The following is a 21417-nucleotide window of genomic DNA, read 5'->3' as shown; positions in this document are numbered from 1 at the left end:
TTATACAGTATAGTTGAGATGAGTTAACTTTGATTAATGGCAGTGCACTAAACAATTTTATTTTTTACTTTGCCAATAATTTTTAAAGTAACAAAAGTCATCACGCTTAACGCTATAGCAATTTCTATCCGCTCTAAACCTACCGCGATACCAACAGCCCCGGTTGACCAGATGGCAGCAGCTGTAGAAGTACCACTCACTTGTGATGAACCTTTTATAATAGCCCCACCACCAATAAAACCTATTCCAGTCACAATACCAGCGATAATCTTGCCTTGTGCATCAGGATTATCAAATGCTGACATGGCTAAAATAGTAAAAGTGCAAGCAGCCATAGACACTAACGGAAAGGTACGTAACCCCGCAGAGCGGCTGCTAGACTCCCGCTCCCATGCAGTTAAAAAAGGCAGCAACAAGGCAATAAATAGCTGCACAATGTTTTTTACCACTTGTTCTATATCTATATTAAATAATTCCATCTATAAACCGCGCTGTATTAGTTACAATTACAAGGGTAAATTAATAACCCTAAGCCGAATAATAAAAATATAGTATAACGGCAGAAATAAGCCCTAAATATAAATGCTTAGCTAAAAATTTAAGCAAAAAACCGCCTAAAGGCGGTTTTTTGCTTATTCTCAAGGGCAGCTTTACTCTGTTAGTTCAGCACTAGCACTACTTTGCATTGCGGGTGCTTTATTAGGCTCGGTAGCTGCTCGTAACACTCTAATATCATGCCCTGTAGGAGACTCATGCACTCGCAAATCAAACTCAGTTAAAATAGCAAAAACATGGTCAAAAATATCGGCCTGAATATCTTCATACTCATTCCACTTGGTGGTATTAGTAAATGCATAAATCTCTATTGGTAAACCATCTGTAGTTGGGCTTAGTTGTCGCACCAATAAGGTCATATGCTGGTGAATATTAGGGTGCGATTCTAAAAAAGATAATAAATAACGTCTAAAGGTACCAATATTAGTCAGCCTGCGACCATTAATAGTTAACGACATATCTAGCTGTTTTTTACTATTTTCTTGCTCGATTATTTTAGTTTTTTCTTCTAAATAGCCCCCTAATAACTCGGCTTTTCTTAAGCGCTGAATCATAGCCTCATCTAAAAAGCGAATACTGCTAGTATCAATCAACAAGCTACGTTTAATGCGCCGACCGCCTGACTCTGACATGCCTCGCCAGTTTTTAAATGAATCAGAAATTAAAGCATAAGTTGGAATACTGGTGATGGTTTTATCCCAGTTGCGCACCTTTACCGTAGTTAAGCCAATATCAATCACGTCACCATCTGCGCCATATTTAGGCATTTCTAGCCAGTCTCCAACCGACAGCATTTCATTTGCTGACAGCTGAATACCCGCCACTAAGCCTAAAATAGGATCTTTAAATATCAACATTAGTACGGCAGATAAAGCACCTAAACCACTCAGTAAAATAAGTGGTGATTTCCCCATTAATAAAGACACAGCCAACACTGCAACAAAAATACTCGAAATCAATTTAGCGGTTTGTAATACGCCCCTTAGTGGAAAGCGCATTTCTTTAATTTTGCTATAAGCCAGCTTTTCTAAAAAATCTAAGAAAGAAAAGAAGATCAATAAACTAAATAACAGAATCCACTGATCCGTAACAACGGTAATAACTTTTAAGATAGAGCCATCTTCAGCAAACCATAAGCCTGCTTGCACTTGCAGCACTATCGCCTGAATAACAAAAGCAATACGTTGAAATAACTTATGGGTAAGTAACAAGTCCTGCCAATTGCCTTTAGCCTTGTTAAGCATTTTAGTAACAAAACCAAAAACCAAGCCATGTAAAAAGTAATGAACAAAAATAGTAAATAAGGCTAACCAAACTAGAATAATTCCATCTAAAGCTAACTCAGCTTGCTCTGGTGCAAACTTCTCTAACCACGTCATCAAAAACTGTTGAAACTTACCTCTTAAACCATCCACGTTATCGGCTCTCCTTAAGCTAAATACTTGAAACGTTAATTTTAATTAATCTAAATACCCGACATTATTTTATGAAATAATGACAACGCTTATTGAACTAATTGCTTGGTTTATTTTCATGACTGAAGCCCCAAAACCGCTGCATTTCTAGAAATAGAAATGACGCCGTCCACGTAACCAACACCAAGCCCGTCAGAGATTCAATACCCGTCAAGTATCGTAAGTCACCACTAGGTACTATATCGCCAAAGCCTAATGTGCTAAAAACAGTGAATGAAAAATAAGCGCAATCCATTAAACTGCCACTAAAATTGCCGCTTAATTGACCCCAGCCTTCGGCTTGGTGCATAAAATAATAAGCGATTGCAAAAACCCAAACTTCTACGGCATGGGCAACTAACGAGCTAAATACCGCCAGCACAATTCGAGTTCGATGATTTATTGTCATTTTAGGTATGTGCACTGTGACCCTATGTAAGAACTCATAGTGCAACATGACACAGATAGCAACGACTAAACTATTTATAACAAACACTTTTAACATGCAGGTTGTTCCACCTTTCGCGCTCGCCAAGTTTTATCATGCTTAGGCTAAGTCGGCCAGTTATTGGCGTAATTTTTTGACAGTGTGATATAAGCAAACAGTACAAACAATATTATCATCACTAATGTTGTATTTCTTCTGACCACACCGCAAACTCGTTGCCACTTGGCTCTAAAAAGTGAAACCGCACCCCACCAGGAAAGGCAAAAATGGGTTTAATCACCTCCCCGCCATTACTTTCTACTTGGCGTAAAGTCGCCTCAATATCCGCACTATAAAACACCAATAGCGCTCCTCCTGTTGCGGTTTTACTACACGCATTGGCCTTAAAAAAGCCGCCATCTAAACCTTGATTAGAAAAAGCCATATAGTCCGGTCCATAATCTACAAACTGCCAACCAAATACAGCTGAAAAAAACAATTTAGTCGCCACTAAGTCTTTTGCAGCAAATTCAACATAATTTAGCTTGCCATCTTGATTCATGCTTGTCTCCTTTACCTTAGCCGTTATTCGTTCTTAGCATAGATGCTAATTACCCTTCTAACCATAGTTAACAAAGTTAGCTCTTTTAAATTTTCTCTTGCCAAACTACTGTGTACCGCCTAGTATGATACTGTGCAGCACACAGCATATTATATTGAGGAAAAAATGACCACGGCTCAGTTAGAAAAAATGCGCTTAGAGTTGCGCCGAGGCGTATTAGTGTTAGCGGTACTCGCGTCTCTAAAACAGCCACATTACGGTTACTCATTAAGAAAGCAATTACAACAAGATGGCATTGATATTGATGAAGGCACTTTATATCCGTTAATTCGTCGTTTAGCCGATCAAGAGTTGTTAGATAGTGAATGGCATAAAACTGACGGCCGTGAGCGCCGCTATTACCAGTTATCGGCCTTAGGCACAGAGTTACTGAATCAGTTAACAACGGAATGGCAACAATTAAATGGTGCCATTGCTAAAGTCTTAATTAAAGAATAAACAGGAGCATAAAATGGAACTAGATTTAGTTAAACGCTATATCGCCGCAGTACAACGCGAGCTACCCGAAACTATACGCCAGGATATAGGCCGTGAGTTAACAGCCAATATTATGGATCAACTTGACGCCTTGCATGAACAGCATGGTGATGTAAGCCAAGAAACTATTGCTGCTGTATTAAAGCAGCTGGGCCATCCACGAGTTGTGGCGCAGCAATTTTCACCGCAACAGCCACTGATTAACCTAGCCTACATGCCTGTGTATAAAAACACCGTTTTTATGGTATTAGGGATCTTATTTGTCTTAGAAACCTTTAATATGACAGCAACCTGGCTTAGTCACTCTACTATGGGAATTTTTAGTTATTTGCATGGCGTCGCCAGTGGCTTTATTGAACAAGCATGTTTTGCTTTTACCGCCATTACTTTAGCCTTTTGGTTAAAAACTAGGCAGCAACCTAATATTAAATCAAATTATTCTGCTGACTGGCAGCCCGAAAAACTGCCAGAAGCCGGTGCGAGTTGGCAGCATATTTCGCTGCAAACTATTTTTACTGATTTAGCGACTTATTTGTTCATTATAATGGTCGTTTGGTATCCATTTATTATGCCTAACGAACAAGCTACTAATACTATTATTACTCTAAGTGACTATGCAGCTTCAATATTACAGTGGAGCACACCAATCATTATCGCCGGTGTTATTTTTTCATTATGGCAACTACGTCAGCGGTTATGGAATCGATTAATGCTAAAAGTGAATGTCGTTTTAAATGCGTTATTCACTGTTATTTGTATCTATCTGGCCACTATATCACCGTTAATACAAATCAATGGCCAGCAATTGCAGGGTATTTTTAGCCGGGTTCATATAGAAAATAGTGCTTTGATAACGCTACTGATTATTGCCTTATTTCCTGCTTGGGAGCTGGTTCGAGACCTATACCGGTTACGCAAGATGGTTTAAAGATAGGTTTGTTTAAGTTGAGTAAGCTGACTGCGATAATATCTTTATATCACCGCAGTCAGCAAAGTAGACAATTTATAATTAATTATATTTAGATTGTCGCTTTCGGGTTAGGACCATATTCATTTGCATCATGGCTATCTTGTGCCAAGAAAACAATGAGTACAATAAAACCAATAATTGGAATTAACGCAATTAACTGCCACCAGCCAGAACGGCCAGTATCATGCAATCTTCTTGTAGCAATACTGATGCTAGGAATAATTACTGCAAGGCTATATAACAATGAAAGTGCTTCTAAGCCAACAAAGCCTAACACTACAGAAAGAACTACTGAAATGATCATAGAAATTAGTACAAACATCCAATACTCAGTTCTACGAGCACGACCAGTAAAATCTGCAAACTTTTTAAACGCACCTATAAAGTGTTCCATTCTTTAACTTTCCTAATTTAAAATCAATTTTTTGTTGTCGAATTAATAAAACACGACAACGTCATTTTATAAACTATTTACTGTAAACACACCAAATATTTTCCAATAGCTCATAAATTAAGCTCAACTATCAATAAAATATTATCATTAATTAAAATGGCTTAAGTATTACCAAAGCGCGCATTAAACACTTCATCACTCATCGTCAGTAAAATAATAAACTCGATAAAAGCAATTATTGAAGGAATTAATGTCCAGAAGAATAAAAGGTACAGGATACCAAAACCAATTTGCCCCAGATAAAACTTATGCGCACCAAAGGCACCTAAAAAGAAAGCCAACAGTGCGGCTGTTAATTTATTTTTGCCATTAGGTGCTGTAGTACCAAATGCTGAAGGTGCTGCCGTTTGCCTTACCCCACATTTAGGACAAATTTCGGCTTTTTCACTAATCACCTGACCACAATCACTACAATACTTCTCACCAGCTACTTTTTTGCGAGATGCTATATCGTCATTCATTAATCGTACTTCCTTTATTATTTTTATATTAATTACTATTCCAAGATAAATTGAACAGCTAACCAAAGCCACCTATGGCAAAGAAAATTAACCCTTAATGATTAATGTAAACTTATGCAATATATCTTTATTGAACAGTAACTTATTTTCACCATAGGTATAACCATAAAAGCTAATGCAAAATGAACAAGCTACTGAATTAAGATGACAAGATATAAGTTACATTAAAATCAACGTAATGAAAAAGGCAGTAAGCCATAACGTTGAATAACATTACGGCTTACTGCCTTTATCTTAACCCCAATAACTCGCTACTGAAGTGTTGTTTTTAATTACTCAACATCGGCTAGTGCTATACCCAAGGCTTTAGCTACTCCTGCGCCATATGCAGGATCGGCTTTTAAACAATTACGAATATGCCGCTTTCTTACCGTATCATCAACATTAGCCAGCTCAGCAGCCGTATTGGCAAACAATACTTGCTGTTGCTCGTTTGTCATCAAACGAAATAAATTTCCTGGCTGCGTATAATAATCTGTATCGTCTTCTCTAAAGTCCCAATTATAAGCAGCTCCCGATAATTCTAATGGCGGCTCTTTCGCTGCAGGGCATTCTTGCCATAGCCCCATGCTATTAGGCTCATAACCTTTTGCACTGCCATAATTACCATCAACTCTCATAGCACCATCGCGATGGTAACTAGACACAGGACAGCGCGGCTTATTCACCGGAATTTGGCTATGATTTACCCCCAAGCGATAGCGCTGGGTATCACCATACGAAAACAGACGCCCTTGCAACATTTTATCTGGCGAAAAGCCGATCCCAGGCACTATGCTTGCTGGATTAAAAGCGGCTTGTTCCACTTCGGCAAAATAATTTTCTGGGTTTTTATTTAGCTCAAAAGTACCAACATCAATTAATGGATAATCACCATGAGGCCAAACTTTCGTTAAATCAAAAGGATGAAAACGATAATGCGCAGCATCTTGCTCTGGCATAATTTGTACTTTTAAATCCCAACGGGGAAAGTCGCCCCGTTCAATTGCTTCATATAAATCACGCTGATGACTTTCCCTATCTTTACCAATAATAGCTTGCGCTTCACTATTGGATAAGTTTTTAATGCCCTGCTGACATTTAAAATGAAACTTAACCCAGAACCGCTCATTATCGGCATTAATAAAGCTAAAGGTATGGCTACCAAACCCATGCATATGACGGTATGAACTCGGTAAGTCGCGATCACTCATTAGAATTGTCACTTGGTGCAAGGCTTCAGGTAGTAAGGTCCAAAAATCCCAGTTACTTTGCGCATTATGCATATTAGTACGAGGGTCTCGCTTCACTACATGGTTAAGATCGGGAAACTTTAAAGGATCGCGCATAAAAAACACGGGGGTATTGTTACCCACCATGTCCCAGTTGCCTTCTTCGGTATAAAACTTTAAGGCAAAGCCACGAATGTCGCGCTCGGCATCGGCAGCGCCTCGCTCACCAGCAACCGTTGAGAATCGAGCAAACATCTCGGTTTTTTTGCCTATCTCAGAAAACAGCTTGGCTTTAGTATATTTTGTTATGTCATGAGTAACAGTAAAAGTACCAAATGCGCCAGAACCTTTCGCATGCATCCGTCGCTCTGGAATTACTTCTCTATCAAAGTGGGCCAGTTTTTCCAAAAACCAAAAGTCTTGCATAAGCAAAGGGCCACGTGGCCCTGCTGTCATAGAGTTTTGATTATCAGCTACTGGGCAGCCATTTGTTGTTGTTAGTTTTTTAGTTTTTTAGTTTTTTAGTTTTATCATCCATTGAACTGTCCTTAAGTTTATCAATGACATACATCCTTAAAAAAGATGTTATACATTTTTATAAAACGCAAAATTGGCTTTTCCACCAATAATTATTAGCTGCGGCAACGGTTTGAAAGTTTGTCGCTATAACCTGCGATGCAGCGGTAAGTCCGTCTGCAGAGTTAGCATATTCAGGACGAAGTGCTTTTAACGTTTCAGCATCGGGCTGAGTATATTTCACGCCCCGCCGACTCAACGTTATTGCTAACTCAAATCCTTGTTGAGGGGTATTAGTAATCAATGTTTCTAACCATATATCTGTCATGGTATAGCCTCCAAGTAACGCTAAGTTTTTTATTCATCAACATGATACAAACCTTGCAATAATCATAGACCACTAATTCAGGCAATGGCCAAATTTCAGACAAGGGTTAACATCAAATTATGCTTAAAAGCACGAATCTGCAGATTTATTCGTTAAATAACGGCTATTGTAGGTAGAAATGAACAAGGAAGTTGGCAAGACCATCGAAGCATAGACACTGTGATGCCTATATTTCAATGGCTTTAAGACTAAAAATCTAACTGATTAGCTTTTATCATTCTCATTAACAAAGTCTATAAAGGCTCTAACAGAAATCTGAAACACACTAAAAAACTCAGTGACATTGTCGTTGGTTAAGCCACCATTAGCCATTAAATCAGCTTCAATCACCGGGTCGTGATCAGAGTCAATATAAGCTCGAGATAATCTTTTATTGGCATTCCACTCATTGATATCTTGGTAGGTAACAACAGCATCACCAATACCGTAATATGCTTGTAAATCACCATCATCTTTAATAATTAAATAATATGCTAGGCCATCTACTTTAATTTGAATAATGTTATCATCCACTTTATCAACTGCACTATAACCTTCACTTTTAAACAGCTCGATAATTTCAGAGCTTGAAAATCTTTCAGTTAATGCTTCGGCGTCCGCCGTATAGAAAAAAAACAACAAGCAAAAATTTAATAACAGTATATTTAAAACTTTTTTCATCAGTCTCTCCATTTAGCTCTTTTTATAATTTCTACCTGCTATTTGAGCTTGAATAACTAGGCTTATTTAATTTAATTTTTCTACAAAGCTAAACCATCTGACCTAACTTATAACTTAAAACTAACCTAAGTGATTAATTCAACTTTTTTCTATTTTAATTAATAATAACCGCTCTTGTGATACCTTAGTTTTTTTGCTCTTTAAAGGCTTGTTTTTTCTCTTGCATAGCTTGCATTTCAGCGGCAGTTTTTAATTTACACACTGCTAGCTGCTGTAATCGCATTAATTTAATTGCGGCTAAAGGGTCTTCCGCCTGTTGATCAACACCAGTATGTTTTTTTGTATCCAGGGTTTGCTGCTGTTTTGCTGTCATGTTTAATCCTTAGTTAGTACTTTTTTTACTTCTATTCAGCTGTACCTAAATTAATCACATTATAAAATAACTATTCTGCGCCAGCCCTATCTATTAGCTAATCTTAAGACCATACTAAGTCTGTGCGGATAGCGTGACAGTTTAACCCTGTACGCCACTGCTGTTTATAGGCTCGTTTAAATTCACTTTTAATCTATCAGATTACCTCAAGAGGATATAGCCATGAGTAAAGGACAAGACAGTAAGAAAAGCGCAAAAAAACAACCGCTGTTAACAGCGAAAGAGAAAAAAGCAGCAAAAGCAGCCAAAAAAAATGTGGCGAATGTTTTAGGCCAATAAGTACTGAATGGCCATCTACTGCTGCGATGGCCTTTACGCTATATTGTCATTAAAATAGCCAAGCTACAAAAGCCCCTGCAACAATAAAGATCGGCTAATTGTATCGGCCTTATTCAAGCTGAAACAACACAGTTCTTACCTTGTCGCTTTGCTGCATATAAGGCATTGTCTGCTCGTCTTAGCGTGTCTTCATAAGAACGGTCTGACGCCACCATACTGGCTGCACCAATGCTAACAGATACAGCTGCATCTTCGAGGAAGAATGGACTTAATGCTTGATTAAAGCTTTGCCGCAATCTATTAGCAAAGTAAACGGTATCTTGTAAATCAGTGTTAGGTAAAACAATAACAAACTCATCGCCACCAAAACGACAAGCTATATCTGTTTTTCGCAGTTGTTGTTGGCAGGCATTAGCTGCAGCTAAAATCATTTTATCGCCAACTTGATGACCATAAGTGTCGTTAACCAGTTTTAAGTTATCCAGATCTAAAATTAAAATGGCCATTGGTGATGCATGCCGTTTAAACGTTTCATAATGCAGCATCAGCTCACTTTCTAACTTTCTTCTATTATACAACCCTGTAAGCTGATCAGTGTCGCTTAACTGCCTAAGCTTAATTTCTAACTGATGGCGTTGAGTAATATTGCTGGCAACCCAAAGCACCACAGGCTCGCCATCAATTAAGAAATCTAACGCTTGAACGCGTCCTTCAAACCAAATAGGTTTATCAGGTCCTTCGTCAGGGAGCCCTTTGACATCTTTATTGCTAAGCTCATATTCAATAATTAGCAAATTTCCAGAACTAAGTGCTTGCTTAATTTGCTGTAAAAACCAGTTAGCTTTCTCAATTTTAACGATATCGCTAATATATGAACCAACTAAACCATTGCCATCATGGTAATAACGAGTATCACTTCCACCAAAAACGGCTAGATATTTACCACTACTAGAGAAGATAAATGCCGGATCAGGTAATGCCCTAAGTACAGAAGCCATGTTCTCGATACTAACCATAATTTACTCAATATATAATTTTAAAGTGCGGTTTTACACAAAACCCAAAACAAAAAAATAGGGCAGTTAAGCTGCCCTATTTTTATTTAATTAACCGCTTACACTGCAACCACTTTATTAGCGCAAGGGCCTTTTTGCCCCTCGCCAACTTCAAACTCAACCGCTTGGCCATCGTTTAACGTAGCATAACCACCACCAGCTTGGATCTCTGAATGATGAACAAACAAATCTTTACCGCCGTCTTCAGGTGTAATAAAACCAAAACCTTTTTCCGCGTTGAACCACTTAACTGTACCTTTAGCCATTACTTTACTCACATTTATTGGTGAAAAAATAAAAAATTACAGACGAATTCACCCATTCGAATATAAAACCGTCATTACTAATTAAAGCTGACTTTGAATCATTTAACCAGTTTTAGCTACAAAAACTATTTACTCAAATTCCTATACTACTGTTTTTAATTATTATTTAGCACCCTGCCAATACTGTAGTATTTTGGCTGCACCTTTTTCTGCAATCATTACCGTGGGGGCATGAATATTACTACCGGTAATTGTTGGCATAATAGACGCATCAATGACACGTAATCCTTTAACACCATGCACCTTAAGATCAGCATCCACAACAGCCATCTCGTCATCGCCCATTTTACAACTACCAGCGGTGTGATACATAACGCGCACCACTAGCAGAGGTCTCAATAGTCATCTTATAAGTTGTATCCTTATATACAAGGCTAGCTTCATCAGTAGAAATATAAGAAGCCAAGATAACTTCACCACTCTCACACTGGTAATGTTGTGCTTTATCGGTCACGGCTTGAGGTTTCTGTTTATCTAATACAGTACTATCACAAGCTGTCATCAAGAACGCTGAAACAACTAGTAAAGGTAGGGTAATTTTCATTTGCATCTCCAGTTTTGCTATAAACCAAGGTATTAGCTGCATAAGCTAATACTATATAGAGTAGATCCTATAAAATTAGAAGCTAACCTAAGATGAACAAAGCAAATTAACCAATATATTTTGGTCAAAATTAATATAAATATAATTTTTTAATAAAAAATGCTTTTCACCGTCCAAACCTGACAATAAGTAATAAAACAATAACCAAGCAATTTATGATGATTATTTAAGCAACAATAAAAAGCATTGATCACTACTTAAGCAAACAAAATCAATATTCTAAAAAATATGTAACAACATAAAATAGATTTGCAAAGCAAATTGTCTAAACAACAAACTAAATCATCACAAGAAGCTTAATAATCAATCAACAATGTTAAATCAGATCAAAAACCAAGCAGATTGAATATACAACTACCATATTGACAAAACCTTACAGCTACCATAAGTAAATATAAATGATACAATACATTAATAATATTAATGTCTACTATTACTTTTTTTCATTTGATAGCTTGTACCTATTTTAGTAACCTGCCGCCGATTTATCAAAAAGTTAACAAAAGCCCATTTTTATTTATAGCCATAATATTTATGTAATAATTATGTTCTTTAATGGCCTCAGTTGTTAACCAAGCTCGTTACTTTATATGGAGAACTCAAATGAAAGCCTTTACTTCATCAGCTATAATTTTAACCTTAGGACTATTTACCGGCACAGCGGCAGCCAATGATTATCTTGTTCATAACGTTAATGACGTTTCAACTTATGCACAAAACACATCAAAAACGGAATCAAGAGTTGTTGCTAGCAACAATAATAACTGGAAGAAGTATTCAGACTTTCTAGGTAATAACAATCAGTGGGTTTGGACTGGTAACAGTAATCAGATTTGGCTTTATAATGAATCTAAAGATATAAATTATAAATTTGTCGATTTAAATGCTGCTATTGGTACTGAAGCCAATATAAGTTTTGACACTTGTACTACAAAGTCAAAAGTTACCAATAAAAATTTATCTTTTACTAGCAACTTTGGTGTACTTAATAATGTTGTCGAAGTTTCATTTTCTGGCCCTTGTGCCGATGCAGGCTTAACTGTTGCCTACTTCGCCCCTGGCTTTGGTGTAGTAAGTTATAGTCACTCTACTATAGCCGGCCCACAGACCTTCCAGCTTGAGTCTGCCAATATTGGTGGTATTAGTTATAACAATAAAGCAACTGGTATTAGTGTTTCTATGAATTACCCTAGAAACAAAGTGATATTAGACGAGCAGGCTAGTTTAAATACCTTTATGACTATCAAGAACAACTCTGATAGTGATTACTCATTAAATTTCCAAACTAGTCAAACATTTAATATCGAAATATTTGATAATACAAATCAAATGATCTATTCATGGGCGGAAAATAAAAGATTTTTACAACGTATAACAACCATTGTTATCCCTGCAGGAGCAGAGCATACATTTGGCACTAAATTGCTATTGCAAGAAATACCGAGTGGTTTACTGGATGTTGGCACTTACTCTGTTAAATTAACCCTAACAGGCAGTGAAAAACAGCAAGCTAGCAGCTTTAACCATCAACCTTTATCAATTCAGTTTCCAATTCATATTGATCGGAAAATGACTCACTACTAAATCGTATACTAGTAGAGCTTACCTAGCCGTAAAGTTCATAGCTTTACGGCTTTTATGTTTATAGCCATAAAACTCGTTACTTTAACCTGGCAAAATTTAAGCTTTATTACTAGCTTTAAATAGCCGATATAGAGCGGTGTAAGGCAACCATAGCCCATTAAAATAGTAATACTTTAAAGCCAATTAAGATAAGTATAATGCCACCTAATAGTTCAGCTTTGCTTTCTAACAAAGTGCCACTTTTAGCGCCGACCAACACCCCTACCCAGCTAAAGATAAAAGTTGTCAGTCCTATAATAAAACAAGCCAAATAGGGGTTTATCTCTATAAGTGTTAGGGTAAATCCTGCCGCCATCGCATCTATACTGGTTGCTATAGCTAAAATAAGTAACACTCTGTGGGTGATCTGCGTTATATCATCTTCTATCGCATCAGAAGTTGACTCATAAATCATTTTGCCACCAATCAGCAGTAGAAGAAAAAAGGCAACCCAATGCGCATACCCCTCTATCCAACCGAAAACCCCTTTTCCACCAAAAAAGCCAATTAAAGGCATTAAAGCCTGAAATGCGCCAAAATATAGTGCAGCTTTAAACGCAAGCGTCTTTGTTTTTTGCTGATGCTTAGAACCAAGACCAATAGAGACTGCAAAAGCATCCATACTTAGCGCCACCGCTAAAATTAAAACTTCAATCATTACTCATCTCTGTTAAATAGCTTAAGTTCAATGCCATCATGCTCATTAGTTATTGAGAATGACTTTCTTCTCGCAAAACAAGTGCAACAAGCTTATGAACTACAGGGGAAACAATAATAATCGTTGGAAAGGCAACGATAAAAGCGAAGCTCCATGCCTGAAGCCAAATAGCGATTATGTTCGACACTAAACCAACGTTAAAAACACTTATAACAAAAGACATAATGCATGACATAAGTAATGACATGAAAAATGAAAATACTAGCTTGTGATGTTTAGCTGAAATCATTAAAAACTCATATAGTGGCGTACAACTTAGGCCGCTAATATAACGTTTTTTATAGTCATTTGGAATCAGCATGAGTGGCACTTAACTATAGTGAGTAAGCATTGCCCGCATAATTTGCGATTGAAGCCTCTGATCCCTATCACCGCCATAAGTACAACTGTACTGTATAACCTGGATTATATTAATGCCAAGCCCCTAAGATGGCTCCCATTAATGTAAACCCAACAGTGTGATAACCAGCATTAATTGCTAACAATTTAAAAGATCTTTGCTCAAATAGATCATTTATGGCAAAAGACATAGCAACCCAGCCAAAGCCAGCCAAAAAGCCGTAGAAAGCGCCTGTTCCTAGGGTACTAGCGCTGCCTAAAAACATGGCTAAATTAAAAGCAATAATTAAACTTGCGATAAAAGCCAAACCAAAAACGTTAACCATATTTTTATTTTTTGCAGTCTCTTCTGTGATACCGGTTTCTGCCATCCAGGTTTTACCAAACAGCAAAGGTGAATACCACAAACCGCCAAGAACAAAGCTTGATAACGCTGAAACAAAAATCGCTAAAAAGTTTAATGTTGAAATATCCATAAATAGCCCGCCTTAAATAAATATTATGCCAATGCTGACAGTTAGCTTTAAAAACGTCGCGCCTTCCCAGCAACAAGCCCAAATAAATAGTAACACAAGCCGATTTTAAGACACTTGTTATGTCTATTTGTTAATTTCAGCTAGCTCTAACCCAATACTTGTTCAATGCCTACCATTCGATTTGAATTTTTGTTCCCACATTTACCAACTCCATAAATTCATCCATTTCAGAGTTTGTTAGTGCAATACACCCGTTGGTCCAATTAAAGCGCTGTGTAACTGGAGCAAGCCAACCTAGCCAATTACGCTGCCCATGAACCATAATAAAACCACCGGGAGAAACACGGTAATCCCCCCAATAAATAATAGGTGTTAAACGTAGAATTTTCTCTTATTGTATCCCTAGGAGGAAATGATGAAAAAAGCACATTTTACAGACAGTCAAATACTCAACATTTTAAAGCAAGCCGAAAGTGGTGTACCAATCCCTGAGCTTTGCCGTGAGCACGGCATGGGCAACTCCACCTTTTATAAATGGCGCGCTAAATATGGCGGTATGGATGCATCACTGATGGCTCGGATGAAAGAGCTTGAAGATGAAAACCGTCGCTTGAAAAAAATGTATGCCGAAGAGCGCCTTAAAGCAGAAGTCATTCAGGAAGCCATGGCGAAAAAGTGGTAAAGGCTTCTGAGCGCAAACGTATGGCCCAAGAAGTCGTTGAAAATAATATCATGAGTATAGCCTTAGCCTGTCGCACATTTAAGATTAGTGAGACCTGTTATCGCTATAAAGCAACACTCGCGAGCGATAATTTAAAAATAGCCGAGCTGCTGTTAGGCCTAACTCAAAATCAATGTAATTGGGGCTTTGGTTTATGCTTTTTGTACTTACGGAATGTGAAATGAGCGCCCTAATATGGGGCTAGGTGGCATAACGCCAATACAACGATTAAAACAATTACGAAGCAGAAGTTCTACAACTAACCTCCATTAAATATGGGGGGATTACCAATTCATTGCCCAATAACCCTTGGGTATGGCATATCAACAGCACTTGTTCGAAGACCTTTTCTATCTCTTTTCTGCGGTTACTCACAAAGGCAGCTATGGTGGTGAAGTGTGGTACTGAATCGCAACTAAGCGCTTTAAAAATGACATTGGTTTCGCAACACCACTGAATTTCACGGCTGGAGGTGATCCCTTTGGAGTACGCAAACAAAATTATCTTTAATAAGACAGCAGGATCATACGCCGGACGGCCTGTTACATCATTTTGATACTTAGGGTAAAACACCGACAAATCGAGTTTAGATTAAATTAAATGATGGATGGCATGTTCAAAAGTGCCAGCTTGCAGTTGGTCTAAGTAGTTAATGACCACCATAGAACTTTGCTGATAATTAAGTGGTTTAAATCGCGGCATCACCAAGGCTCCTATGCCTAATTGATAATACCTATTTGCTCACAAACCATGATCGGTGGGAAGTAAATAATGGCTGTTTTTTGAACTACTTTAGGGTTTTTCTACAGCCTCAACGCCCGCATAAGGGGCAGCAAAACTTAAGCAGTGATTGGTTAAACTTGGGCGAAGCACCAAACTAATCGCCGCGTAGTTTTGGTGTCCCAGTGAGCCTGCGAACGACTTGATGCGTTTGTTATGTGTTTCCACTCAGAAGCTCAGCAACCGTAACAAACTTAAAGCCTTTAGAACGTAACCCGTTGATAATAAGTGGCAAAGAATCCCTGGCCTTCTTGTTGTTACCTCCCAAAACATGCAGCAGCACTATTGAGCCAGGTTTAGTATTGCCTATGACATACTCTGCAATAGCAGAGCTACTTTCGTTTATACCATCATATGACTCAGGCTCAACATCCCATGTCACACTTACAATACCTTGTTGCTCCAAGTAGTACGGTAACACAATCAGCTTTTTGCCATATGGTGGCCGAAAGTAAATATCACCCTCAAAACCGATGGAACGAATTAGCTCGTTTGTACTATCAATTTCCCTCTTAACCTCACTCAAGCCTTTGAACATCATCCGATTATGAGAATATGTATGATTTCCAATCTGATGTCCTGCTGATACCAGAGCTTGAGCTGAGTCAGTGTTACTTTCAATTCCGCGACCGTTTAGGAAGAAGGTTGCTTTCACATTTAGTGAGCCAAGAGTATTTATTACGCTCTGAGTGTACTTAGGATTCCATGGCCCATCATCAAATGTTAAGGCGACAACTTTATCGGCTGTTTCGACTCTTGAAATGATTTTGCCAAAAAACTGAAAACTTCTGGCTCGACTAACACTCCAAAGACTTACTGCTAATACAACAAGTACCAGAAAGAACACTGCAACTTTTTTCAACGCACAACCTCCCAGAAACACATAACGCTAAGCTAAGCGGAAAAATACAGTTAGGCTTAACTGCGCGAAGCGCTAGCCAACTGTAATTTTTCCGTTTGAGCGCTTTGTTAGCTGATTAATTACTTAACAGACTTAACCACTCTTTTGGATTAGACAAAATAAATTGATACTCGCTGCCATCAACAAGCGTAATTTGTATCGCGTCTGATGTTACAGGAAAGATACCTCCTCCCTTGCCCAAACACTTTTCTACCTTTGAAACTTCTCTTCGCTTCAGCTCATATGGACCAAGCCCTAATTCCTTATTATAGGGGGCAAAATTAATATTATTTTCAGTTAGATAAAGCTTTCCGTCAGCTCGTGCAACACCATTTTGAATTGTCGTAACCGAAGATTTTATGATATTTTCCTGCATATTTTCACTCCTTTGGATTCATATTTGAAACTTATACCGATCTAAGTTAGGTATACCAACCAGCTAACGCCTGTATAACTGGCGAATTGTATTTGATTGACTTTTTGTGCTATTCAAGCACAAAAAACAAGCGACGGAAATGGAGTCCAGTTGATACATTTGTTATGCATTTTTACTCGATTTCAAATATTTGTTCGACCGTTCCGTAAGCTTTTTCATGCAAGCTAGAACCGCCAACATCAGCAATTAAACTATCTCGTTCACTCTCGCTTTTAGAAAACGCCAAAAATGGGAGAATTGGATCTTCTTCTGTACCCATGATTGCGCTTGAATCAATTATTGCAGCGATTTCAAAAACTAGGTCGCCGGTAATATCATATATCGATTCTTCAGCGACCTCTTTTTCTTCGAGAATTGATTTTATTCGCTTCGTAAGATAATCAATAAGGCCATCTTGGAGCTCATCATACTTCTCTTCGTTAATTTCGATCTTCATAAATATTCCATTACTCTGAGCCTTGGTGATGCATAACGCTAAGCTAAGCGGAAAAATACAGTTAGGCTAAAATGTGCGAGGCACGAGCGCAGCAAACTGTAATTTTTCCGTTTGAGTGCCTTGTTATATTTTTTGTGTGTACAAGCTAAGCTGATTTAAAAATGCCTCAGACATATTTTTATTAACAGTAAATATGTAATCACCACGACGACCTTTTAGCTTTATTTTAGTGTCACCCATACTTAAGCTCTCAAGAGTATCTTTTGATAAGTTGATTGCCACATTTTCATGAACATATCCGCCACTTACTACATCACGATCAATTTGTGTTAATGAAATATTTTCATTTTTCATTAGCGCATCATCTATAAAGTACCAATCAGAGAACCTCAAATTTATGTATAACTGGATGAATTTTAATTTTTTTTGTTCATCAAAAAAAGCTCTAAAGTTATAAATTGCACTGGCATGATCCAAATTAGCAACAGCCTCACTCTTTAACCATGCTGTATTGTCGAACTCATCAACTTTATATGAAATTAATTTTTCAGCATCTTCTGTGCTTTCAGGCTCAAAATGATATCCCGTGATACTTGCACAACCGCTAATCAACAATAATAAAAGGAACCAAGTACACTTATTCATATACCACCCCAATTTGATAAAAATATAACGCCCCGCGCATGCGCGCGAACTTGTGAGCGTCGCAGGGGCCGTAGGCCCTGAATGACGCGGATTGTTAGCCACTTTACTTTGAAGCCTGTTGAATGAGCAATTGGAACGGCTCACTTTCATTGCCAAAATAAGACACAGCTGTAATTTCTAAAGTAAATTTCATCTCTTGGTTGTGAGTTTCGCCAAGATCATACCAAACAAAGACAAATTCATTTTCGCTGCGATTCAGTGCCGAAGCAATAACTGGTTCTGAAGGAAACAAATTAGAAAATATTTCGCTATCAAGAACTCTAAATTTATATCCTGTTCTATTTATTGGATTTTCGTCGTGAATTTTTACTCTAATAATACCAGCGTCAGAGCAAGAGCCGCCATTTCCATCATCAAAGCCACGCTCAACAGATATAACTGACGCATTTGTCATTTTTGGTATAGACGTACTTTGGTATGAGCTCGACATCCTGAAAGGTTCGTAACCTTGATTGAGGCTGCAAGCATTAGCATTGCTGGTAAAGAAAAAAACAAAGAGAAGAACTGTCAGAAGCTTCATAATCATCCAATGTGGCTAACGCCCGCCACAAACGCGAGCAACGTGTTGCGAGTCGAGCGCCCATAGGGCGCGTTTTTGATGGCGTTTGTTAGAGCTCATGTTGTTTGAATTTCGTAACCCGATAAAAACACTCGTCATCAATAATATCTTTGGACCAGTCAACGCGAATTACTTCTGGAAATCCATAGTCGCCGTTGAACCTTAACTCCAAGTGATGTGCTTCCTTGATAGCCTGAGCTGCCTGATCAAAGAAATACTCGATTGTAGCACTACCACCAAAATGTTGATTCTCAAACTGCACAAAATTGTGTTCGCCACCCCGGACTGTAGCTGAAGTCTTTGAGGCAAACATACAACCCTCTTCAATAACGTAAGCATAGTTCTGAAGATTCAGAGACTGCCAATAGGGCTGATAATGCTCAAATTGATCAAGTTGCCTACTTCTCTCAGAGACAGCATATATCCCCCAAGAAGAATAAATCAGGATTATTAAGCTCCCCAACACAATCAGAGCTACAAATGGATTACGCTGATCGAAAAGATTCATAATGAGCTCTAACGCTCAAAGCAGCTGCGCGGTACGCGTCGGCTGGCTTTGCTTGTTAGCAGCCTGAACCGGACTTGCGCGGCTTGCCGCACTGGCAAACCCAAATAACGGCACGGCTGCTTTTGATTAAAAACTACACCAGCCAGCTGCGATACGGCGAGCCAACCGGAACCTGTAAAACTGCTAAGCGAAGCCACTAAGAACAACGCTACCGCCACTGCCATTTGCACTAAACCCACAAACTGGCGGACTTAACCTTTTGCGCTGCCGCTAAGAAAACCAAACGTGAGCAAAACCGGAATAAAATTACTGACTAAAACCGTTAAAACCCGAGCACCTGCTAACGCCCGCCACAAACGCGAGCAACGTGTTGCGAGTCGAGCCGCGAAGCGGCGTTTTGATGGCGCTTGTTAGGCCAGTATTGCCGCATTTGAACTCTCCGCTTGAATGGCCAGCACGGCACCAGACATAAACGCTATTGCTGTAAGCCACTTGGGGTCAGGTTCCTGGGTGGGACCAACCAAAACAACACCATTTGCCCAGTCTTCATCTACCCAGTATCCAAAAGAGTCAAGACAGTCATCTTCGGTAAAAGGAATCTCGGGATCTCTTGGCATAAAACGAAACTCGCTAACTTCCGTAAACTCGATAGTTAAAGTTTTAGGAGTATTAGAATTAACCCAATTTCCGTTCGAACGCTTCCACAACAACAATAGTTTGCGCTCCACCAGCGAGTATTCCAGCCGGACGAAATCGAAGTTGTTGTGCAAATCTAGTTCATAACCATCTTGAACGAGGTAAATTCCATCTAATATCTCGTAGCTTCGTTTCATAGTGGCCTAACGCCAATATTCAGCGGCGACCTTTACGCAGCGAAGCGGAGAAAAGGGCGTCCGGTGGAGGCCCGCCAGGGCCGGAACGAACTGCAATGACTTGTTAAGGATGTCAGTCGTCAGCATAGATATCGATGATGTGCTTTGGAGCAAATTCTAGCTCCAAGCCTGCCTGGATTTGATCTGTGCAGTACGGGTCATTATCCAATATACCAACGTAGCCCTTCGCGGTTGCCTCCTTAACAACCACCCACATTCTTTCGACGTTGACCTCACCATCCTCTTCTATGCGGAACACAAGCTTTACGATGTCGCCAGAAGAAAGAGACTGTCTAGCATCCAATGGCGGAATCCAAAAAGAATCCGGGGCTTCTGCGTGGAGCTGTTCTCCACTCTCTAGCTCAAACTCGACCATAGTATCCTTAACGCTTTGCTAATTGGCTGCCGCAGCGCAGCGTAGGCAGTCCAGTGGAGGCCACGCTTTTTGTGGCCGGAACGAAATTAAGCAATTTGTTATACGCCATTTTATAAGCCCCATATTTGACCTGTAACCAGTAGCAGTGCAAAGCACGAAAATAAAGAACAAACAGAAAGAGCGATAGAAACAGGGAACACCCACGCCCCTAGTTTTTTACTTTTAACAGTCAGAACCATAAGTAAGCCACTGAACCAAACACTTGAGCTGAACAAAAGCCCACTGCCAGTTTGGGAAATCTCATGTTCTGGTTCCCAACTAAAATACCCAATAGCAAACAATAGGCATAAAACTAAAAGCAATAAAGCCAGAAAGTGTTTATCGTGGTTCTTGGACCGATCTACGGATAGATACAGAATTGCCATTATCGAATTCGGTATCAATATAAGTGTGAATTCTGCCAAGGTGCTCCCTTTATGGCGTATAACGCCCGCCACAAACGCGAGCAACGTGTTGCGAGTCGAGCGCCCAACGGGCGCGTTTTTGATGGCGATTGTTATGCATCCATTAACCCAAATATTGCAGTGTAATTTTTCTCATACTCACTTACGGTAACAAAAGGCCATACTAAGCAATTTAGGCTTACAAGAAGCGTTAGTGTCATTGTGATGCCAGATGGAATTTCAAAAAACCAAGGCACTGCAACCATAGGAACTAATGCAAATGTTGTAAGTGTGTAAAAACGGTAACCCACCAAGCGCTTTACCATCAACTTCACTTCATTTGCCCAGGAAAACATTAAAAGCGATGAAACCGCAAATACAACTGTAAAAATCCAGCGTTCGGCACTTGGTGTGTCAATAGTGAAGGCAAGTGAGATAAAGAAACAACAATAAATACCTATAAACTTGCTAGAGTCTAAGTTCAAAGAGAGCTTGTCATGTTTATCTAAACTGCAATATTTCATCGGTGCTCACTGGTTGCATAACGCAAAGCACAGGGGCGGAAAAACGCC

29 protein-coding genes and 3 pseudogenes are annotated in these 21417 nt (G+C 38.9%); 4 read left to right on the top strand and 28 right to left on the bottom strand.

Annotation, left to right across the window (positions count from 1 at the left end; all coding sequences use genetic code 11):
• Positions 1-47: 47 nt before the first annotated feature.
• From ACRCA4_RS00160 to ACRCA4_RS00145, 4 genes are all read right to left on the bottom strand, one after another.
• Positions 48-479 (bottom strand): MgtC/SapB family protein, encoded by a 432-nt coding sequence (locus tag ACRCA4_RS00160; RefSeq protein ID WP_433182424.1) that lies wholly within the window; start codon positions 477-479, stop codon positions 48-50.
• A gap of 171 nt (positions 480-650) precedes the next feature.
• On the bottom strand, positions 651-1970 hold the full coding sequence (locus ACRCA4_RS00155) for a mechanosensitive ion channel family protein (RefSeq protein ID WP_433182421.1): 1320 nt from the start codon (positions 1968-1970) through the stop codon (positions 651-653).
• Between the two features lie 97 nt (positions 1971-2067).
• Complete coding sequence (locus ACRCA4_RS00150; protein ID WP_433182418.1) at positions 2068-2514, bottom strand: potassium channel family protein; 447 nt, start codon at positions 2512-2514, stop codon at positions 2068-2070.
• Positions 2515-2635: 121 nt separating this feature from the next.
• Positions 2636-2998, bottom strand: a complete 363-nt coding sequence (locus ACRCA4_RS00145; protein ID WP_433182415.1) for a VOC family protein — start codon at positions 2996-2998, stop codon at positions 2636-2638.
• 165 nt (positions 2999-3163) lie between these two features.
• Between ACRCA4_RS00145 and ACRCA4_RS00140 the strand changes: the two genes are divergently transcribed.
• Together ACRCA4_RS00140 and ACRCA4_RS00135 are read left to right on the top strand one after the other, a co-directional pair.
• Positions 3164-3496, top strand: coding sequence for a PadR family transcriptional regulator (locus ACRCA4_RS00140; protein ID WP_433182412.1), 333 nt, complete (start codon positions 3164-3166; stop codon positions 3494-3496).
• Positions 3497-3509: 13 nt separating this feature from the next.
• Positions 3510-4463 carry a hypothetical protein gene (locus ACRCA4_RS00135; protein ID WP_433182410.1) on the top strand — a complete coding sequence of 318 codons (954 nt, stop codon included), beginning with the start codon at positions 3510-3512 and terminating at the stop codon, positions 4461-4463.
• Between the two features lie 91 nt (positions 4464-4554).
• Here the strand turns inward: ACRCA4_RS00135 and ACRCA4_RS00130 are convergent, their stop codons facing one another.
• From ACRCA4_RS00130 to ACRCA4_RS00085, 10 genes and pseudogenes are all read right to left on the bottom strand, one after another.
• Positions 4555-4899, bottom strand: coding sequence for a DUF805 domain-containing protein (locus ACRCA4_RS00130; protein WP_433182407.1), 345 nt, complete (start codon positions 4897-4899; stop codon positions 4555-4557).
• Between the two features lie 161 nt (positions 4900-5060).
• Positions 5061-5420, bottom strand: a complete 360-nt coding sequence (locus ACRCA4_RS00125; RefSeq protein WP_433182404.1) for an NINE protein — start codon at positions 5418-5420, stop codon at positions 5061-5063.
• 332 nt (positions 5421-5752) lie between these two features.
• Positions 5753-7195, bottom strand: a pseudogene (locus ACRCA4_RS00120) (catalase); the annotation flags it as partial.
• A gap of 91 nt (positions 7196-7286) precedes the next feature.
• Positions 7287-7535, bottom strand: coding sequence for a hexameric tyrosine-coordinated heme protein (locus tag ACRCA4_RS00115; RefSeq protein WP_433182402.1), 249 nt, complete (start codon positions 7533-7535; stop codon positions 7287-7289).
• Positions 7536-7799: 264 nt separating this feature from the next.
• On the bottom strand, positions 7800-8255 hold the full coding sequence (locus ACRCA4_RS00110; RefSeq protein WP_433182399.1) for a YbjN domain-containing protein: 456 nt from the start codon (positions 8253-8255) through the stop codon (positions 7800-7802).
• A 184-nt stretch (positions 8256-8439) separates the two neighbouring features.
• Positions 8440-8628, bottom strand: a complete 189-nt coding sequence (locus tag ACRCA4_RS00105; RefSeq protein ID WP_433182396.1) for a hypothetical protein — start codon at positions 8626-8628, stop codon at positions 8440-8442.
• A gap of 452 nt (positions 8629-9080) precedes the next feature.
• Entirely contained in the window at positions 9081-9983 is a 903-nt protein-coding gene (locus ACRCA4_RS00100; RefSeq protein ID WP_433182393.1) for a diguanylate cyclase, read from the bottom strand.
• A gap of 98 nt (positions 9984-10081) precedes the next feature.
• Positions 10082-10288 carry a cold-shock protein gene (locus tag ACRCA4_RS00095; protein ID WP_433182390.1) on the bottom strand — a complete coding sequence of 69 codons (207 nt, stop codon included), beginning with the start codon at positions 10286-10288 and terminating at the stop codon, positions 10082-10084.
• A gap of 162 nt (positions 10289-10450) precedes the next feature.
• Positions 10451-10660, bottom strand: a complete 210-nt coding sequence (locus ACRCA4_RS00090) for a GMC oxidoreductase (protein ID WP_433182387.1) — start codon at positions 10658-10660, stop codon at positions 10451-10453.
• Positions 10641-10892 (bottom strand): MliC family protein, encoded by a 252-nt coding sequence (locus ACRCA4_RS00085; RefSeq protein WP_433182384.1) that lies wholly within the window; start codon positions 10890-10892, stop codon positions 10641-10643. The genes ACRCA4_RS00090 and ACRCA4_RS00085 overlap by 20 nt, the downstream gene beginning before the upstream one ends.
• Positions 10893-11555: 663 nt before the next feature.
• Between ACRCA4_RS00085 and ACRCA4_RS00080 the strand changes: the two genes are divergently transcribed.
• Positions 11556-12536, top strand: a complete 981-nt coding sequence (locus ACRCA4_RS00080) for a BsuPI-related putative proteinase inhibitor (protein WP_433182381.1) — start codon at positions 11556-11558, stop codon at positions 12534-12536.
• Positions 12537-12693: 157 nt separating this feature from the next.
• Here the strand turns inward: ACRCA4_RS00080 and ACRCA4_RS00075 are convergent, their stop codons facing one another.
• From ACRCA4_RS00075 to ACRCA4_RS00060, 4 genes are all read right to left on the bottom strand, one after another.
• A complete protein-coding gene (locus ACRCA4_RS00075; RefSeq protein ID WP_433182378.1) occupies positions 12694-13233 on the bottom strand; it encodes a manganese efflux pump MntP in 540 nt (179 codons plus the stop codon).
• A gap of 49 nt (positions 13234-13282) precedes the next feature.
• Positions 13283-13594, bottom strand: a complete 312-nt coding sequence (locus ACRCA4_RS00070; protein WP_433182375.1) for a DUF2798 domain-containing protein — start codon at positions 13592-13594, stop codon at positions 13283-13285.
• 109 nt (positions 13595-13703) lie between these two features.
• Positions 13704-14108: a DUF1761 domain-containing protein gene (locus ACRCA4_RS00065; RefSeq protein WP_433182373.1), complete on the bottom strand. Its 405-nt coding sequence runs from the start codon at positions 14106-14108 to the stop codon at positions 13704-13706.
• A gap of 169 nt (positions 14109-14277) precedes the next feature.
• Complete coding sequence (locus ACRCA4_RS00060; protein ID WP_433184375.1) at positions 14278-14472, bottom strand: L,D-transpeptidase family protein; 195 nt, start codon at positions 14470-14472, stop codon at positions 14278-14280.
• A 51-nt stretch (positions 14473-14523) separates the two neighbouring features.
• Here ACRCA4_RS00060 and ACRCA4_RS00055 point away from each other — a divergent pair.
• A pseudogene (locus tag ACRCA4_RS00055) lies at positions 14524-15011 on the top strand (transposase); the annotation flags it as partial.
• A 106-nt stretch (positions 15012-15117) separates the two neighbouring features.
• On the opposite strand, the pseudogene ACRCA4_RS00050 reads toward ACRCA4_RS00055, so the two are convergent.
• From ACRCA4_RS00050 to ACRCA4_RS00005, 10 genes and pseudogenes are all read right to left on the bottom strand, one after another.
• Positions 15118-15531, bottom strand: a pseudogene (locus ACRCA4_RS00050) (transposase); the annotation flags it as partial.
• Between the two features lie 232 nt (positions 15532-15763).
• Positions 15764-16471 carry a polysaccharide deacetylase family protein gene (locus ACRCA4_RS00045; protein ID WP_433182370.1) on the bottom strand — a complete coding sequence of 236 codons (708 nt, stop codon included), beginning with the start codon at positions 16469-16471 and terminating at the stop codon, positions 15764-15766.
• 115 nt (positions 16472-16586) lie between these two features.
• Positions 16587-16886: a hypothetical protein gene (locus ACRCA4_RS00040; RefSeq protein ID WP_433182367.1), complete on the bottom strand. Its 300-nt coding sequence runs from the start codon at positions 16884-16886 to the stop codon at positions 16587-16589.
• A gap of 172 nt (positions 16887-17058) precedes the next feature.
• Complete coding sequence (locus tag ACRCA4_RS00035) at positions 17059-17382, bottom strand: hypothetical protein (protein WP_433182364.1); 324 nt, start codon at positions 17380-17382, stop codon at positions 17059-17061.
• A 123-nt stretch (positions 17383-17505) separates the two neighbouring features.
• Entirely contained in the window at positions 17506-18027 is a 522-nt protein-coding gene (locus tag ACRCA4_RS00030; RefSeq protein WP_433182361.1) for a hypothetical protein, read from the bottom strand.
• 103 nt (positions 18028-18130) lie between these two features.
• The gene (locus tag ACRCA4_RS00025; RefSeq protein WP_433182358.1) at positions 18131-18607 is read right to left on the bottom strand and encodes a hypothetical protein; all 477 of its coding nucleotides are present in this window, start codon (positions 18605-18607) and stop codon (positions 18131-18133) included.
• Between the two features lie 88 nt (positions 18608-18695).
• Positions 18696-19154, bottom strand: a complete 459-nt coding sequence (locus ACRCA4_RS00020) for a DUF6174 domain-containing protein (protein ID WP_433182355.1) — start codon at positions 19152-19154, stop codon at positions 18696-18698.
• A 410-nt stretch (positions 19155-19564) separates the two neighbouring features.
• Positions 19565-19987, bottom strand: coding sequence for a hypothetical protein (locus tag ACRCA4_RS00015; protein WP_433182352.1), 423 nt, complete (start codon positions 19985-19987; stop codon positions 19565-19567).
• A 112-nt stretch (positions 19988-20099) separates the two neighbouring features.
• On the bottom strand, positions 20100-20402 hold the full coding sequence (locus ACRCA4_RS00010; RefSeq protein WP_433182350.1) for a hypothetical protein: 303 nt from the start codon (positions 20400-20402) through the stop codon (positions 20100-20102).
• A 556-nt stretch (positions 20403-20958) separates the two neighbouring features.
• Positions 20959-21369, bottom strand: coding sequence for a hypothetical protein (locus tag ACRCA4_RS00005; RefSeq protein ID WP_166838093.1), 411 nt, complete (start codon positions 21367-21369; stop codon positions 20959-20961).
• Between the last annotated feature and the right edge of the window lie 48 nt (positions 21370-21417).

Origin of the sequence: Rheinheimera sp. WS51, assembly GCF_050936095.1 — a bacterium.
Classification (GTDB): Bacteria; Pseudomonadota; Gammaproteobacteria; order Enterobacterales; family Alteromonadaceae; genus Alishewanella.
The sequence above is the reverse complement of the archived record's forward strand: the minus strand, read 5'-3'. Positions and strand labels throughout refer to the sequence as shown.